Here is a 15,150-nt window from a genome sequence, read left to right on the forward strand (position 1 = left end):
GCGGCTTAGCTCGCGCCAGGGGTCAGGAAGGACCGGTCGCTTGCCGCTGTCACGAAGTCAACAATCTGACGGACATAGTCGCTCTCGGTTTCTTCGCCCAAACGCCGCGCGCGGTCCTGAAAGGTACCTTCCCCTTGGGCCAGCATCTGAATGGCCGCCCGAAGGGCGGTGATGTCCGAGCGCGCCACGCCGCGCCGCTTGAGGCCCACAAGGTTCAAGCCATCGAGATGACCGCGCGGGGCTTGGACAAGGCCGTAGGGGATCACATCATTGGTCACCATTGTGACAGCGCCAATGATAGCGCCTTGCCCGATGCGCACCCATTGGTGCACGCCCGACAGCCCTCCGATGATCACGTCGTCCTCGATCACACAATGTCCCGCCAAAGCGGCGTTGTTCACAATGATTACCCGGTCCCCGACCTGCGCATCATGCGCCACGTGGCAGCCCGCCATGAAGAGGCCATCATCGCCAACGCGCGTTACACCCCCACCGCCTTGGGTGCCGGTGTTCATCGTGACATGTTCGCGGATGCGGTTGCGCGCACCGATTTCAAGCTCGGTTTCTTCGCCCTTGAATTTCAAATCCTGCGGGATTTCCCCGATGCAAGCGAAAGGGAAAACCACTGTCTCTTCGCCAACGCGTGTCTTGCCCGACACCACAACATGGCTTTTCAATTGAACGCCGTCAGCCAGACTTGCGTTTGCACCAATATGGCAAAACGGCCCGATCTCGACGCCCTGGCCAATCTGCGCGCCCTCTTCAATCACCGCACTGGGATGAATTTTTGTCTCCGAAGCTCGGCTCATTGCGCTCACTCCTTCGGCAAGTCCATCATCGCCGCAAATTCTGCCTCGGCCGCCATCTCATCGCCCACCTGCGCCACACCGCGAAACTTCCAAACCTTGCCGCCGGGCTTGCCACGCACGGTTTCAAGCTTCATCTCAAGCACATCACCGGGCACCACCATGCGACGGAATTTACAGGCCTCAATCGACATGAAGTAGACCAGCAGATTGCGATCTTCCATGCCAAGTGCAGCGCCGACCATCACCGCGGCTGTCTGCGCCATAGCCTCGACGATCGTGACGCCTGGCATGATTGGTCTGGCCGGAAAATGCCCCTGAAAATGTGGCTCGTTCATGGTCACATTCTTGATGCCGCGGGCGGTTTGATAGCCGTCTATATCCACGACCTTATCCACCAGAAGAAACGGATAGCGATGCGGGATGAGCCGCTTGATCCGTTCGATATCTGCCGTTTGCAGCGTGTCTGTCATGGTGGGTCCTTTCCCGCGCGTGCCGTCCTTCTGTCGCCGACTATCATCGGGTCACGTCGACTTATCAACTCGCCCACGCCGGAGCAAGCACGGGGCGTCAATCTGTGTCGCCTGAGGAGGGCTCGTCCTGTTCCTTTGGTCCTGGCTCGATTGCGTCCGGAGCCAGGAGCGCATCAATACGGACAATCGCAACATCGGTGATGTCGATCACTTCGGCACGCAAGAGCACATTGCGCGCATCAACAACCACCACGCCACCGGCGGCGCGCATTATATCAACCAGAACAGGTTCGACCTGACGCATAAACTCTACCGGAGCTCTTTCGCGATTTCGTTCAAGATCGCGCACACGCCGTTCGCTGTCGCGGCGTATCTCCTGCACACGCGCGTCAAAATCATCCGCCATTTCGCGAAATTCTTCCGGCGTGGAGTCTTCGCGTTTTTCGGTTAGCGATTTTTCCTCGGCCTCGAGCTGTGTTTCAATTTGACGGTTACGTGCAATAAGCGCATCGCGCTCTTCTTGAATTTCTGTGAGATAGCTCTGGCCCAGCCGCGTCTGATTGAAAAGTCGCTCTGGATCAACAACCAGAACTTGGCTTTGCACAACACCTACATCCTGCGCCGAAACTGCAACAGCTCCAAAAACCAAACTGCCCCCCGCGATCACGGCGGCGGACAGGATGGTCTTGATCTTTTGCATGTCAGAAGTTCGTGCGAACCGTGATATCAAATTCACGCTCAACATCGTCAGGCTCGCTTTCGAGGGCACGGGAGAAGTTCAACCGTAGCGGTCCGAATGGAGATTCCCAGAAAAGGGAAAACCCGACAACATGACGCAAGTTGAAGTCTTCTGAGGCCACGCCCGGACCGGTCGTATCCAGACCCCAGATAGAGCCGACATCATAGAACAGTCCGCCCGTGATCCCAAACTCATCGGGCAGCCCCAGAGGAAACTCGGCATCAAACTGCGCGGAGGCAAAATATGTTCCGCCAAGATGTTCACCGTTTTGAACCGGGCCTAACCCATTGGCGTCAAAACCCCGAATAACCTGTTGCGTGAACCGATCCACGGAGCGCGAGTCGCCACTCAGAAATTCAAGTGCGCCGGCTCGAAGCGTTGCACGAAGCGTGACTTCTTCGTTGAAAACACGAGTCTGTCCGATGAGGCGGGCGGTCGGGCGAATAAAGTCCTGATCGCCGCCGAGCCCCGCGTATTCCAGGCCAAACTCCAATAGCACGCCTGCATTTGGGTTAAGTCCTGTCCGGCGTGTGTCATACGAATATGTGAATCCCACGGAGCTGCCGATTCGACCGCTCTCAGCTGATTCAGCCGCCAAAAGTGGCGATAGACCCGTAACTGGGTAATCCGTCATGTCGGAGTATGAAAGTTCGTAGAAAACATTCAAACGGCTGCTTTCGCCCAAAGGAAACCCGAGGCTGGGCCGAATATCAGCTGTGGTTGTGTCAAATAGGCTGTTGGCTTGCGAGGTTTCCAGCAGGGATGTTCTGAAGCCAAAGGACACATCGCGACCTAGAAAGGCAGGTTCGGAAAAGGTCAGGCTGTAGTTCGCCCGTTCACTGCTTGCGATGATATTGGCGGACAATCCCTGACCTCTGCCGAGGAAGTTTCGTTCGGTAAAACCAACTGAAAACCCAAGCCCTGCGTCAGACGAAAAGTTCGCACCGAACGACAGAGAACCTGTTGTCGTTTCTTCTACATCTACGTCAACCACAACCTGGTCAGGCCGCGATCCTTCACGTGCATTAACGTTTGTCGAGGAGAAAAAGCGTAGGGCGCGGATACGCTGAGCCGCTTGCCGGATCTCGCGAGGATTGAACGGATCGCCCTCTACAGTATCAAACTGTCTGCGAATGACTCGGTCCAGGGTCGTTGTATTGCCTTCGATGTCTATGCGCTCGACAAAGACCCTTGGGCCTCGGGACAGGACAAACTCGACGTCCAGCGTCAACGTGCGATCATTGCGCGTGATACGTGGTTCAACTCGCAGAAAGTCTATACCATCCCGAATGGCTTGCCGCTCCATACGGGCGATTGAGTTTTCCACCAATGTTGGCGAATAGACAACGCCAGGCTTGATTTTCAGAACGTTTTGATACGTTTCGGCCTCGACACCCGGCATCTCACTGACTGTTGTGATGTCGCCAAAGCGAAATTGTTGACCTTCTTGAATGTTGAAAGTGATAAAAAAACCATCGCGTTCGCGGGCAAGCTCAGCGTTGGTGCCTGTCACGCGGAAATCAACATAACCACGCGATTGGTAGAAATCCGTCAGAACTTGTCTGTCAAATTCCAGCCGATCAGCTACAAACGTGTCTCTGTTCACGATTGCCCGCAGAAGGCCTGCTTGTTTGCTGCCAATGACACGTCGCAGACGGCGATCTGAATAGGCTTTGTTGCCTACAAATCCTATGCGGCGCACTTCAATGGGCCGCCCTTCGAACACTTCGAACACGACATCAACACGGTTCTCACTGCGACGGATAACCTTTGGGGTGATGCGCGCAGAAACCCGGCCGTTTTGCTCATATGCTTCACTGAGGGTGGCCACGTCGCGTTCGATTCGCGTGGGGCTAAAGACTTGACTTGGTTCGGTTTCGATAAACCCAAGCAGGTTTTCATCGCTCAGCCGCTTGTTGCCTTCTATGGCGACGGCGTTGATCGTCGGAAACTCGACCACGCGAATAACAAGAGTGTTGCCGCGCGGCTCTACCTCAACCGTTTCAAAAAGCCCACTGGCGCGAATGCGCTGTGCAGCAGCGTTCAGCTCACCCGCTGAAATGGTCTGACCGGCTTCGATTCCGGCTTGGGATGCAATCGTGGCGGCCTCGATCCTCTGGTTGCCTTCAACACTTACAGAGGAAAACCGAAAGCTTTGCGCATGGGCCGGATCGACGGCGAATACGGTGATGAAAAACAGTAGAAAAGCGATCAACGAGCGAACAGTATTTAATGCAACGCCGTCTTGAAAAAGACGCCCTGCCCCCGCTCTGAGAAATTTAGCCATCGGCAAACCCAATCAGACATCCCAGTATGTCTTGTCAGTAACCATTCTGAAGGGGCTTGTCAAAACGCCAGACAAGGAAAATTCGCCGCATCCAATGCGACGATCAATTTAATTTTTTGGATTGGCCGGATCACACCCCAAACAGCAGGGGTGAGATCACCAGAATGTCCCGAGAAGCGCGCCTGCATACAGAGCCACAACCAGAGTAGCCAGATACAAAATCCGGTCCCAGTTGAGGTTCAGCAACAAGGCCATACCACGGTATCCCTTGAGAATGTGCTGCATGGTTCTGCCAGTTTAACCTGTGTTAAAGACGCAATTTCAGCGCGTCGACGAACAGAGGCTACTCGTTCTTTCTGGCGAGATTGTGGCGTGGATTGGCCGGTTTAGCCACAAATCCGTTCTCAAGGGCAGAAAATATCGTTGAACAAAGCGAAAAGCATCAAGCCGAGGACCAAAGTCAGCCCGACCGTCATAAGAATTCTGAGTGCCTTGTCGCTTGGCTTGCGTCCTGTCGCGGCTTCGTACGCATAAAACACAAGATGCCCGCCATCCAAGACCGGGATTGGAAAAAGATTTAACAATCCTACCGCCGTGGACAAAACAGCAATGAACCAGATGAAGCTGTCCACGCCCTGGCTTGCCATAGCGCCGGATACTTCGGCGATCCCGATCGGTCCGGACATGTTACAGCTGCTGATGGCTCCGGTGATCATGTGGTACAGGCCGGACAATGACCCTTCGATCACGTTCCAGGTTTGTGCAGCGCCGTTCGCCAGTGCCGCGCCAGGGCTTTCGCGCTCGGTCGCAAGTTCAAAGGCCAGACCGCCCGCAATGCCAATGCGCCAGTTCGTTTCGAACCCACCCTCTTCGCGTGGCTCATCCACGCGTCGCGGCGTCAGGTCGTAATCCAGCACAGCCCCGTCTCGCCATACCCTGAGCGGTAAGATACGCCCGTTTGAAGCTTCGACAACGTCTTTCAGTTCGTTAAATGTTGCGACGGACGTTCCGTCCACGCCGACAATGACATCGCCTTGCTTGAGCCCTGTCTCAAATGCTGCGGAGCGCGGCGCAAGTTGTACCACCAGTGGGGGCATGGGATGTGGGCCCGTGACCGTCTGCACCTGGCCATCGCGGCGGACTTCATAATTGAGGACAGCCGTCTGAGGCAGTTGATCTACAAAATCGCCGAAGCCTTCATCTTCGGCGTCCAACGAAGGAATAGGCACACCTTCTATTGTCAGAAGCTCATCGCCCGCCGCCAGAGTAAGCCCTTCTGCGGGAAGCGGCGTCAGCTCACCTACTGCCAATGGTTCAGCAACACGTCCCTGGCTCAGGATAATCGCACCGAAAACCGCAATAGAGAGAATGAAATTGAACACCGGTCCGGCGGCAACTGTCGCTGTTCGTGCCCAAAGCGGTGCGCCAATCATGGTTTGGCGTTGAACCGCGGCTGGCATCTCCTCCACGCTGCCATCACTGGTTCCGCTGGCCGCGTTGGCGTCCCCCAGAAACTTCACATAACCGCCAAAAGGCAGCGCTGCCAGCTGCCACTTCGTGCCATGTTTGTCGACACGCGAGGCCAATACCGGACCAAAGCCTAGCGAAAACACTTCTGCTTTGATTCCGCACCAACGGCCCACGATGTAATGACCATATTCGTGGATCGCCACGATCACCGAGAGTGCTGCGATAAAGGCGAGGATTGTAAAAAAGAGCCCATCGAATTGCGGTATTAATGATTCCAAAGTCCTGCCTACCCTATCAGTTCGTGCACCACGGCATCTGCCCCATCCCGTGCCAAATGGTCTGCTTTGCGCGCGGTATCAAGGGTGATCACGTCATCATTTAGACCGCATTGGTGCAAAATCCGGGTCAAAACCTCTTCCACGACCTCGCTCATCTGTAAAAATCCGATCCGGCCAGCGATGAAATGGTCGAGTGCGCGCTCCTTTGCGCCGTTGAATACAGCACCACTATGGCCACGTTTTTCCATCACGTGACGCGCCAGACGAAGCGGCGGGAACCGATCAAGGTCAGGTGTTTCGAAATCGAGTGTTCCAGCCTTGGCCAAATCCAGCATATCTACAGGAAGCGGTCGACGCTCGGGCCAGTTCAGTGCAAATCCAATGGCATGTCGCATGTCATGCGGGCCCACATGGGCCATCAAACCGCCGTCGCAGAACCCGACCAGCGCGTGGACCAGGGATTGTGGATGCACCAGCACCTCAATTTGGTCAGGCGTAAAGTCAAAAAACTCCCTTGCCTCAATCATTTCCAGCGCTTTGTTGAACATTGATGCACTGTCGATTGTGATGCGTTGACCCATATCCCAGTTGGGGTGAGTCGCAGCTTCGGCTGCAGTGGCTGTGGTAAGTTTCTCAATCGGCCAATCGCGGAACGCGCCGCCGCTTGCGGTAATGATCACGCGTGAGACCGCCTTGGGCTCTTCACCGATCAGGGCCTGAAAGATCGCTGAATGCTCACTGTCCACTGGCAAAACTTTTGCGTTATGCTGTTGGGCGGTGTCCAAAAGCAAGGCCCCTGCGGCGACCAGTGATTCCTTGTTGGCCAGCGCCAGTGTAGCCCCCTGTTCCAGCGCTGCCAGGCCCGGTGCCAGCCCGGCAAACCCGACAATGGCCGACATGACCCAATCGGCGGGATGTGCTCCCGCCTCAATGATCGCCTGCTCGCCTGCGGCAACTTTGGTTCCGGTTCCGGCAAGTGCATCTCGCAGCGCATCAAGCTGGGTTTCGTCACCTATGACAGCCAAGTCTGCTTGAAATTCGCGGGCGTCACGAGCCAGTTGGTCAACATTGCGTCCAGCCGTCAGCGCCACCACCTCAAATGCATCGCGGTCGCGTCGAATAAGGTCGAGCGTGTTTTGACCGATCGAACCGGTCGCGCCTAGAACGCTGACCCGTTTCATGAACCGGCACCCGGCAACAACCCCAAGGCCCAGAGCAAAATCGTCAACACACCTGCCCCCAGCATAGCATCGAAGCGGTCAAAAACGCCGCCATGACCTGGGATCAGGTCGGAACTGTCCTTGATCCCCTGACGCCGTTTAACCGCACTTTGCGCGATATCACCCATTTGCCCAGCGAACCCCACAAAGATTGAGATGAAAACCAGCGCACCGTTTGCCCCGAGCGGTCCAATGAATGCCACACCGACCAAAGCCGCACCCAGCCATCCAGCCACAGTGCCCGACCAGGTTTTCTTGGGGCTGATCTTGGGCCAGAATTTCGGTCCGCCTAGGCTTCTGCCTGCGAAGTATCCTGCGACGTCCGAGGCTACCACGATGAAGACCAGCCACAGGATCCAGCCTGTGCCAGCCGCTGTGCGCAAATGCATCAATGCAAATGAACCAAAAAGGACCCATGCGATAACTACGAACAAAACGGGTTTGTCTTTTTCAGTCTGTCCTGCTGCAACCAGCGCCATTGCGATCAAGAGCGGAGCGACAAACACGCCGGGCAAGAAATGGATGACGTTCAAAACAACCGCCGCTGCCACACCCAAGCCAATGGCTTGTCTGGCTTGAAACATGCGCGCGGTTTCCCAGACCATGAGGCCGCAAATCACGCTGACAAGTTCAACATAGAGCAACCCGCCCTGCCAAACGGCAAAGGCCCCGACGAGGGCCATTAGGAACGCTGAGATCACCCGTGCACGAAGATCAGACCATTGCGCAGATGCGCTCATGCGGTCACGGCCCCAAAACGCCGGTCGCGCGCATCAAAACCTTTGAGCAGATCGCCAAAGATCTCTTTGGTGAAGTCTGGCCAAAGGGTGTCGATGAATTCATATTCAGCATAGGCCGATTGCCACAAAAGGAAGTTTGAAATCCGCGCCTCACCACTGGTGCGGATCACCAAGTCTGGATCAGGTAAAACATAAGTATCCAAGTACTTTGGCAGCGTTTCTTCATTCACATCTTCGGGGCCAATATGCCCTTCTGCCACATCTCGTGCCAGACGTTTGGCTGCGCGTGTCACCTCGTCCCGACCGCCATAGTTCAACGCCACAGTCAGGTTTGTGCCGGTGCATTCGCGCGTAACATCTTCGGCCTGATCCATCAGGCCCCGCAGTTTGTCATCCAGCCGAAACCGATCTCCAATGAAGCGAACGCGCACATTATTGCGCAACAGTTCCTGCATTTCTTTCATGATATAGCGCCGAAAGAGGTTCATCAGACCTGCAACCTCGGTCTGTGTCCGCTTCCAGTTCTCTGTCGAAAAGGCAAAGATTGTCAGGTATTCGACTCCAAACTCCGGACAGGAACTGACAATCTCACGCACCCGGCGGGCGCCTGCGTGGTGACCATAGAGCCGTGGACGACCGCGCGCCTGCGCCCAGCGGCCATTACCATCCATAATAATGGCCACATGACGTGGGCCCGTATCGGGTCCTTGTGGGTTGATCTCCGGCAATACTGTCATGAATTACTCTGTTAAACCTGCATAATTTCTGATTGTTTGGTTTCGAGCGCATCGTCGACCGACTTAATAAATCGGTCGGTCATATCCTGCACTTCATTTTCCCAGAACTTCTGATCATCCTCTGACAAACCGTCAGACTTGGCCTTTTTAACCTGATCCATGCCGTCCCGCCGAATATTCCGCACGGCCACGCGCGCGCTTTCGGCATATTGTGCCGCAACGCGCGTCAGCTCTTTGCGGCGCTCTTCGTTGAGTTCTGGGATCGGCAACATAATGATCGTGCCGTTGAGCTGTGGATTGATGCCCAAACCGCTTTCGCGAATGGCCTTTTCCACGGCACCAACCATCGACTTGTCCCAGACATTGATCGTCACCATACGCGGTTCGGGCACATTGACCGTACCAACCTGATTGATCGGAGTTTTCTGACCGTAGGCTTCAACCATGACCGGTTCGAGCATGCTGGCCGAGGCGCGCCCGGTGCGCAAAGAGGCGAATTCCGTGCGCAGGGCACTCATCGCGCCATCCATCCGACGCTCAAGATCGTCGGTATCCAACATAAAATCATCAGACATAGGTTGTTCTTCCTCTTCCAGCCCGGCACTGATCCCTCTTTAGACCTAGCTGTGCACCTTTGTATAGGTGCCGGTACCATCCAGAATGGCCCGGAACCCGCCAGGTTCGTCCAGCGAGAAGACGATAATGGGCAGGTTGTTGTCCCGTGCGAGGGCGATTGCACTGGCGTCCATGACGCCCAGATGTTTGGCCAAAACCTCATCATAGGTGACGGTTTCGAAACGCTTGGCATCATCGTGCTTGACCGGGTCCTTGTCATAGACGCCGTCTACCTTGGTTCCCTTAAAAATCGCTTCACAGGCCATTTCATTGGCGCGCAGGGTCGCCGCCGTATCGGTGGTGAAATACGGATTGCCCGTCCCGGCGGCAAAGATGCAGACGCGCTTTTTCTCAAGGTGGCGCACGGCGCGGCGGCGGATATAGGGCTCTGCCACCTCATCCATGCGAATGGCAGTTATCACGCGGCAATAGACACCGATCTTTTCCAGCGCGCTTTGTACCGCCAGCGCGTTCATCACCGTGGCCAGCATGCCCATGTAATCGGCGGTGGTGCGTTCCATGCCCTGTGCGCTGCCTTGTAGTCCGCGAAAGATGTTTCCGCCACCGATGACCATGCAAATCTCAACCCCAAGATCGTGTACCGATTTCACTTCCTTGGCGATGCGTTCCACAGTAGGCGGGTGAAGCCCGTATCCCTGATCGCCCATCAGCGCTTCGCCTGATATTTTCAAGAGTACCCGTTTGAAGGCTGTTTCCGTGGGGGCGGTGTCGGGCATAGTGGGCTCCGGAAGTCTTGGGGGCAATTGCGGCGCAAAATGTCTTAATTCGGGTGTGGGTTCAATCGCCAAACATGCACTTGCGCGCAATCTGGCCAGAAAATGCGCGAAATCTGCTCGTGCTACGCGAAAAACTAGCATATCACCCGCCCCCGTGACAGGTTTGATCGATATTGACCCCACCCGCCCGGTTTTGATTGCCGGGCCAACGGCTTGTGGCAAATCCGCTTTGGCCTTGCGTCTCGCTGAGAGCGATGGCGGGCAGATCATCAATGCAGATGCGCTTCAGGTCTTTGCCAACTGGAGGGTGTTGACCGCGCGCCCGTCGCCCGAGGAAGAAAGCCGTGCGCCGCATAGGCTCTATGGTCACGTTGGACCTGAGGTCGCGTATTCCGTGGGGCATTGGCTGCGCGATGTAGCACCGCTTTTGCAAAATGGTCCGCGTCCCATCATCGTTGGCGGGACCGGGCTCTACTTCACCGCGCTTACCGAAGGTCTGGCGGACATCCCCGAAACACCTGCGTCCCTTCGCGAAGACGCAAATGCAATACGCGCCGCTCAAGGTCATGAAGCGTTCCTGCCGGACCTTGACCAGGACACGCTGGAGCGTCTCGATACCGCCAACCCCATGCGTGTCCAACGCGCCTGGGAGGTGCAGCGCGCCACGGGGCGCAGCCTGGCCGCATGGCAGGACGAAACACCGCCGCCGCTTTTACCCCTCTCGGAATGTGCAGCGATTGCACTGGAGGCCCCCAAAGAGTGGCTCAATCCGCGTATTGAGATGCGCTTTGATCAGATGCTGGCCGAGGGCGCATTGGATGAGGTGCGCGCCAATCTGGACGGTTGGATGCCCGAGCGGCCCTCGTCACGGGCAATCGGCGCGCCGGAGCTTGTGGCGTATTTGCGAGGTGAACTGACCTTGGACGGCGCACGGGACGCCGCCGTCATTGCAACCCGCCAATACGCCAAACGCCAGCGCACCTGGTTCCGCGCCCGGATGCGCGATTGGCATTGGCACGCCGCCGCTGAGATTTAGGCGCACCTATCTTTTGGCGCGTCAAACTGCTATTCACGATACCCGGGAAATTGCAGCGGTTCCAAGATCATGATGGACCCAACCAACACACGGCACGCGCAACTCAAGACTTTGGCGCAATGGGTCGGAGGCGCCCCCTGGCGCGCAACCCTTCCCCATTCGCGTGATACCCACGCGCTGATCTGGATCACACGCGGTCAGGGGCGATGCCTTTTGGGCGGTCGGCGGCGCGGGCTCAGTGTACATTCCGCTGTGATCATTCCCGCGCACACACTTTTTGCGCTGGAACCGGGCGCGCAAAGCTTTGGGCTTGTCTGTGATATCCCCACCAAAAGTTCGATCCTGATGCCAGATGAACCGATGGTGCTGCGCATCCGTGACCCTCGCGCACAGGCAGAACTGACCACGCTCATGGAAACCATGCAGCGCGACCAGAATGAGGCGCGCCCCTTTTGGGATGAAGCGCTCAATGCCCATGCCAGCCTCATCACCGTCTGGCTGCGCCGCGCGATTATCGCCCAAGACGAGGCCGCCCTTCCCCGCGAAACCGCCTCAGACCGGTTGTTGAGCGCATATGCCGCACTAATTGAACGCGACTATGCAACCGGTCGCTCGATGCAGGATTATGCACGCCGTTTGGGTGTCACACCGACACATCTCACGCGTACATGCAAAAGCGCCGTTGGCATGACCGCTTCTGATCTTTTGACCCGGCGCATTCTTTATGGCGCACGTGATCTGCTTGAAACCACTGACCTTCCAGCCAATCAGATCGCCGCGCGTATGGGGTTTCGCAGCGCGGCTTATTTTACGCGCTTCATCCAACGTCATACGGGCAAGTCACCGACAGAGCTGCGCTCTAAATTGGCGAAAGTCTGACACGACACACGAACGGTCCGCGACCTGACGCAATAAAATCGCGCAAATGTGCAGTGCGCGCATGGCGCCGCGCCTTGATTTCGGCGCTGCAGCATGCAATTCACGTCCATCCTCACCACTCCCGCAGGTTTTCTTATGTCCTTTTCGCGCACCAAGCCCTCTTTATTGCATCACGCAATTCCGGGGCTTGCCCGTGACTTGGCCACGCAACGTATCGGGCGGCGGGAATTCCTGACGCGCGCTTGTGCGTTTGGGGTCACTGCACCTATCGCCTTGGAGCTAACTGGCGGGTATCGCCCTGCCTATGCAGAGGCAAAGCCCATTCAGGGCGGCACCCTTCGCATCCAGCAAAACATCAAGGCTCTCACAGACCCGCGCAGCTATGCGTGGAGCGAAATGGGAAACCTGACGCGCGGTTTTTTGGAGTACCTGGTGCAATACAACAGCGACGGCTCGCTACAGGGCATGTTGCTTCAGACCTGGGATGTGAATGACACCGCAACGGTTTACCGCCTCGCCCTGCGTCCCGATGTGACCTGGAACAACGGCGATGCCTTCACGGCGCGCGATGTGGCGCGGAATTTTGAACGCTGGTGTGACACCACCGCACCGGGCAATTCGATGGCCTCTCGGCTTGAGGCATTGATCGACCCCGGCACCGGGCAAATAATCGATGGGGCCATTAAGCTCTTGGATGATCTGACCATCGAACTGACCCTGCGCCACCCGGATATCACTTTGATGGTGAACCTCGCCGACTACCCCGCTGCCATTGTGCACCCTAGTTTCGAGGGGGGAAATCCGTTTGAGCATGGCATTGGCACGGGGCCTTTCCGACCAGTCGAGATGCAGGTTGGAGAGCGCTGTGTATTGGAGCGGAATCTGGATCATACATGGTGGGGCACAGCCATATTCGGAGGTCCCTATCTCGACCGAGTAGAGTTTCTCGACTTTGGCACGGATCCTTCAAGCTGGGTTGCCGCAGCTGACGCCGGTGAAGTTGACCTGCTTTACGAATCCGTGGGCGATTTCATTGACGTGCTTGACGCCCTTGGCTGGACGCAGACCAAAACAGACACGACCGCCACAATGATCATTCGCGCCAATGCGCTGGCCGAAGTTGAAGGGGCGAAACCCTATGCCGATGCCGCCGTGCGACGCGCCTTGGCGATGTCCGTCGACAATGAGATCTGTCTGGAGCTGGGCTATGCCGGACGTGGACAGGTCGCCGAGAATGACCATGTCAGCCCGCTGCACCCGGCCCATGCCGAACTCGGTCCAGCAATTTACGATCCTGCAAAGGCGCGTGAAGATATGGCCGCGGCGGGTCAGACTGAATTCGAACATGAGCTGGTGACGCTGGATGATGAATGGCAGCGCAACACTGGCGACGCCGTGGCGGCTCAGCTGCGCGACAATGGCTTCAAGGTGCGTCGCAGCATCCAGCCCGGCGACACCTACTGGTCCAACTGGCAAACCTACCCCTTTTCCGCCACGCAATGGAATCACCGTCCCTTGGGCGTGCAGGCGTTGTCGCTGGCCTATCGCTCTAACGCTGCGTGGAACGAAACCGGGTTTGCCTCGGACGCATTCGATGGTCTGCTGGAGGAAGCCACGTCTGTGGTTGATGTGGAGGAGCGTCGCAAAACCATGGGCAAACTGCAAACCATCCTGCGCAACGAAGGTGTGATGATCCAGCCCTATTGGCGGTCACTTTACAATCACCACAACGGGCGTGTGGTTGGGGCTGAAAAGCACCCATCCAATGAGATACATCTGCACAAGATCGGATTTTCCGGCTGACGCTTAGGCTTAGCTGCCCCAGATCACTTTGACGTAGTTGCGTGTTTCCTTGAAGGGTGGCACGCCGTTGTATTTCTCGACTGCCGCAGGCCCGGCATTATATGCGGCCAGTGCCAAACGCCACGACCGGAACTTGCGGTACTGCTCGGCCAAGTAGCGCGCACCACCCTCCAGATTTTCATATGGATCATGGGGATTGACGCCGAGGTAAGACGCCGTTCCCGGCATCAGCTGTGCAAGGCCGATAGCACCCTTGTGCGATTTGGCCCGTGGATTCCATCCAGATTCCTGTTGCACCAGCCGCAGAAACAAATCCTGCGGCACACCGTGCTTTGCCGCCGCTTGCTTGGCCGCGCTCAGGTATGGACCGCGATACGCGCCGCGAAAAGTTTGCGTAGGCTCGTCGTCCCATTTGGTGGGTGTATGCACTTTCTGCGGCTGCAACCGCACAGACGAGTTGTACTGCGCCCTTGCCCGGTTATCGAGAACCTTGGTCTGCGATTTGAAGACGCGGTTCTTGCCTTGGGTTGAGAATATATCTGCAGAGGCGGCCATGGGCCAAGCCAAGGAAACACAAGTGATGGCTGCCGCCAAAACACGCATATCGTTCCACGCCCCCTACCACATCACAGGTTCCAACCCGGCGCACTATACTGGTTTTAGGACAAATTGCCAGAGATCGCGATTGCGTGCGTCGAACGGTCCATTCGGATCATTTTCACTTTGTTGCGTTAGGTATTTGTTCATTTCTTTGCGGTGGTGTAACGAAGGCGTGTCAGAGGCACGAAAAGAGCGAGGAGGACGCATGGCCGGCTCAGTCAACAAGGTCATCATCATTGGCAATCTGGGGCGTGATCCCGAGGTGCGCACCTTTCAGAATGGCGGCAAAGTGTGCAACCTGCGCATCGCCACCTCCGAGACCTGGAAAGATCGCAACACCGGTGAGCGGCGCGAACGCACCGAATGGCACTCGGTGGCGATCTTCAACGAAAACCTCGCACGTCTGGCCGAGCAGTATCTGCGCAAGGGGTCTAAAGTGTATATCGAGGGTAAGCTGGAAACCCGCAAATGGCAGGATCAGTCCGGTCAGGATCGGTACTCCACCGAAGTGGTTCTGCGCCCTTATGCCGGTGAACTGACTTTCCTTGATTCTCGTGACGGAGGGTCCGGCGGCGGTGGCGGCGGCAGTTACGGTGGTGGCTACGACCAAGGCTATGATAGCGGCCCGTCTTCGGAGGGTGGCCAGTCCGGCAATGCGCCATCGCGCGACTACGACGACGAAATTCCGTTCTAGACTCAAAAAGAAGCGTGTAGCGACAGCTGCATAGTG

At 56.7% G+C, this 15,150-nt stretch carries 16 protein-coding genes; 4 read left to right on the forward strand and 12 right to left on the reverse strand.

Annotated elements, in window-relative coordinates:
* Window positions 1-5 precede the first annotated feature (5 nt).
* The 11 genes from lpxA to pyrH all read right to left on the reverse strand — a co-directional run bounded on the left by lpxA (window position 6) and on the right by pyrH (window position 10,102).
* A complete protein-coding gene (lpxA, locus tag RZS32_RS16465) occupies window positions 6-809 on the reverse strand; it encodes an acyl-ACP--UDP-N-acetylglucosamine O-acyltransferase (RefSeq protein ID WP_317054646.1) in 804 nt (267 codons plus the stop codon).
* Between the two features lie 5 nt (window positions 810-814).
* Entirely contained in the window at window positions 815-1,279 is a 465-nt protein-coding gene (gene fabZ, locus RZS32_RS16470) for a 3-hydroxyacyl-ACP dehydratase FabZ (RefSeq protein WP_317054647.1), read from the reverse strand.
* Between the two features lie 97 nt (window positions 1,280-1,376).
* Complete coding sequence (locus RZS32_RS16475) at window positions 1,377-1,979, reverse strand: OmpH family outer membrane protein (protein ID WP_317054648.1); 603 nt, start codon at window positions 1,977-1,979, stop codon at window positions 1,377-1,379.
* 1 nt (window position 1,980) lies between these two features.
* Complete coding sequence (gene bamA, locus RZS32_RS16480; protein ID WP_339106717.1) at window positions 1,981-4,305, reverse strand: outer membrane protein assembly factor BamA; 2,325 nt, start codon at window positions 4,303-4,305, stop codon at window positions 1,981-1,983.
* Between the two features lie 156 nt (window positions 4,306-4,461).
* On the reverse strand, window positions 4,462-4,590 hold the full coding sequence (locus RZS32_RS16485; protein ID WP_317054651.1) for a hypothetical protein: 129 nt from the start codon (window positions 4,588-4,590) through the stop codon (window positions 4,462-4,464).
* A 119-nt stretch (window positions 4,591-4,709) separates the two neighbouring features.
* Entirely contained in the window at window positions 4,710-6,053 is a 1,344-nt protein-coding gene (gene rseP / locus RZS32_RS16490; protein ID WP_317054652.1) for an RIP metalloprotease RseP, read from the reverse strand.
* 8 nt (window positions 6,054-6,061) lie between these two features.
* Complete coding sequence (dxr, locus tag RZS32_RS16495) at window positions 6,062-7,234, reverse strand: 1-deoxy-D-xylulose-5-phosphate reductoisomerase (RefSeq protein ID WP_317054653.1); 1,173 nt, start codon at window positions 7,232-7,234, stop codon at window positions 6,062-6,064.
* Window positions 7,231-8,013, reverse strand: coding sequence for a phosphatidate cytidylyltransferase (locus RZS32_RS16500; protein ID WP_317054654.1), 783 nt, complete (start codon window positions 8,011-8,013; stop codon window positions 7,231-7,233). The genes dxr and RZS32_RS16500 overlap by 4 nt, the downstream gene beginning before the upstream one ends.
* The gene (locus RZS32_RS16505) at window positions 8,010-8,750 is read right to left on the reverse strand and encodes an isoprenyl transferase (RefSeq protein ID WP_317054655.1); all 741 of its coding nucleotides are present in this window, start codon (window positions 8,748-8,750) and stop codon (window positions 8,010-8,012) included. Before RZS32_RS16505 ends, RZS32_RS16500 begins: the two co-directional genes overlap by 4 nt.
* An 11-nt stretch (window positions 8,751-8,761) precedes the next feature.
* Window positions 8,762-9,325 carry a ribosome recycling factor gene (gene frr, locus RZS32_RS16510; RefSeq protein ID WP_317054656.1) on the reverse strand — a complete coding sequence of 188 codons (564 nt, stop codon included), beginning with the start codon at window positions 9,323-9,325 and terminating at the stop codon, window positions 8,762-8,764.
* Window positions 9,326-9,370: 45 nt separating this feature from the next.
* On the reverse strand, window positions 9,371-10,102 hold the full coding sequence (gene pyrH / locus RZS32_RS16515; protein ID WP_317054657.1) for a UMP kinase: 732 nt from the start codon (window positions 10,100-10,102) through the stop codon (window positions 9,371-9,373).
* A 154-nt stretch (window positions 10,103-10,256) separates the two neighbouring features.
* Here pyrH and miaA point away from each other — a divergent pair, with 154 nt between their 5' ends.
* The 3 genes from miaA (at window position 10,257) to RZS32_RS16530 (ending at window position 13,820) form a co-directional block, all read left to right on the forward strand.
* Window positions 10,257-11,138 carry a tRNA (adenosine(37)-N6)-dimethylallyltransferase MiaA gene (miaA, locus tag RZS32_RS16520; RefSeq protein ID WP_317054658.1) on the forward strand — a complete coding sequence of 294 codons (882 nt, stop codon included), beginning with the start codon at window positions 10,257-10,259 and terminating at the stop codon, window positions 11,136-11,138.
* Between the two features lie 69 nt (window positions 11,139-11,207).
* Complete coding sequence (locus RZS32_RS16525; RefSeq protein ID WP_317054659.1) at window positions 11,208-12,017, forward strand: helix-turn-helix domain-containing protein; 810 nt, start codon at window positions 11,208-11,210, stop codon at window positions 12,015-12,017.
* A gap of 135 nt (window positions 12,018-12,152) precedes the next feature.
* Window positions 12,153-13,820, forward strand: coding sequence for an ABC transporter substrate-binding protein (locus tag RZS32_RS16530; RefSeq protein WP_422395972.1), 1,668 nt, complete (start codon window positions 12,153-12,155; stop codon window positions 13,818-13,820).
* A 9-nt stretch (window positions 13,821-13,829) separates the two neighbouring features.
* Here the strand turns inward: RZS32_RS16530 and RZS32_RS16535 are convergent, their stop codons facing one another.
* Window positions 13,830-14,375, reverse strand: coding sequence for a lytic transglycosylase domain-containing protein (locus RZS32_RS16535; protein ID WP_317054661.1), 546 nt, complete (start codon window positions 14,373-14,375; stop codon window positions 13,830-13,832).
* Between the two features lie 250 nt (window positions 14,376-14,625).
* Between RZS32_RS16535 and ssb the strand changes: the two genes are divergently transcribed.
* A complete protein-coding gene (gene ssb, locus RZS32_RS16540) occupies window positions 14,626-15,114 on the forward strand; it encodes a single-stranded DNA-binding protein (protein WP_317054662.1) in 489 nt (162 codons plus the stop codon).
* Window positions 15,115-15,150: the final 36 nt, after the last annotated feature.

It is taken from the genome of Roseovarius sp. W115, assembly GCF_032842945.2.
GTDB classification, from domain to species: domain Bacteria; phylum Pseudomonadota; class Alphaproteobacteria; order Rhodobacterales; family Rhodobacteraceae; genus Roseovarius; species Roseovarius rhodophyticola.

Excerpts from the sequence above, each read along its gene's own strand:
- RZS32_RS16485 (WP_317054651.1), bottom strand. The coding sequence starts at position 4,590 with ATGCAGCACATTCTCAAGGGATACCGTGGTATGGCCTTGTTGCTGAAC.
- RZS32_RS16535 (WP_317054661.1), bottom strand. The coding sequence starts at position 14,375 with ATGGCCGCCTCTGCAGATATATTCTCAACCCAAGGCAAGAACCGCGTC.
- bamA (WP_339106717.1), bottom strand. The coding sequence starts at position 4,305 with ATGGCTAAATTTCTCAGAGCGGGGGCAGGGCGTCTTTTTCAAGACGGC.
- RZS32_RS16505 (WP_317054655.1), bottom strand. The coding sequence starts at position 8,750 with ATGACAGTATTGCCGGAGATCAACCCACAAGGACCCGATACGGGCCCA.
- frr (WP_317054656.1), bottom strand. The coding sequence starts at position 9,325 with ATGTCTGATGATTTTATGTTGGATACCGACGATCTTGAGCGTCGGATG.
- fabZ (WP_317054647.1), bottom strand. The coding sequence starts at position 1,279 with ATGACAGACACGCTGCAAACGGCAGATATCGAACGGATCAAGCGGCTC.
- dxr (WP_317054653.1), bottom strand. The coding sequence starts at position 7,234 with ATGAAACGGGTCAGCGTTCTAGGCGCGACCGGTTCGATCGGTCAAAAC.
- RZS32_RS16500 (WP_317054654.1), bottom strand. The coding sequence starts at position 8,013 with ATGAGCGCATCTGCGCAATGGTCTGATCTTCGTGCACGGGTGATCTCA.
- ssb (WP_317054662.1), top strand. The coding sequence starts at position 14,626 with ATGGCCGGCTCAGTCAACAAGGTCATCATCATTGGCAATCTGGGGCGT.
- lpxA (WP_317054646.1), bottom strand. The coding sequence starts at position 809 with ATGAGCCGAGCTTCGGAGACAAAAATTCATCCCAGTGCGGTGATTGAA.
- RZS32_RS16530 (WP_422395972.1), top strand. The coding sequence starts at position 12,153 with ATGTCCTTTTCGCGCACCAAGCCCTCTTTATTGCATCACGCAATTCCG.
- pyrH (WP_317054657.1), bottom strand. The coding sequence starts at position 10,102 with ATGCCCGACACCGCCCCCACGGAAACAGCCTTCAAACGGGTACTCTTG.
- RZS32_RS16475 (WP_317054648.1), bottom strand. The coding sequence starts at position 1,979 with ATGCAAAAGATCAAGACCATCCTGTCCGCCGCCGTGATCGCGGGGGGC.
- RZS32_RS16525 (WP_317054659.1), top strand. The coding sequence starts at position 11,208 with ATGATGGACCCAACCAACACACGGCACGCGCAACTCAAGACTTTGGCG.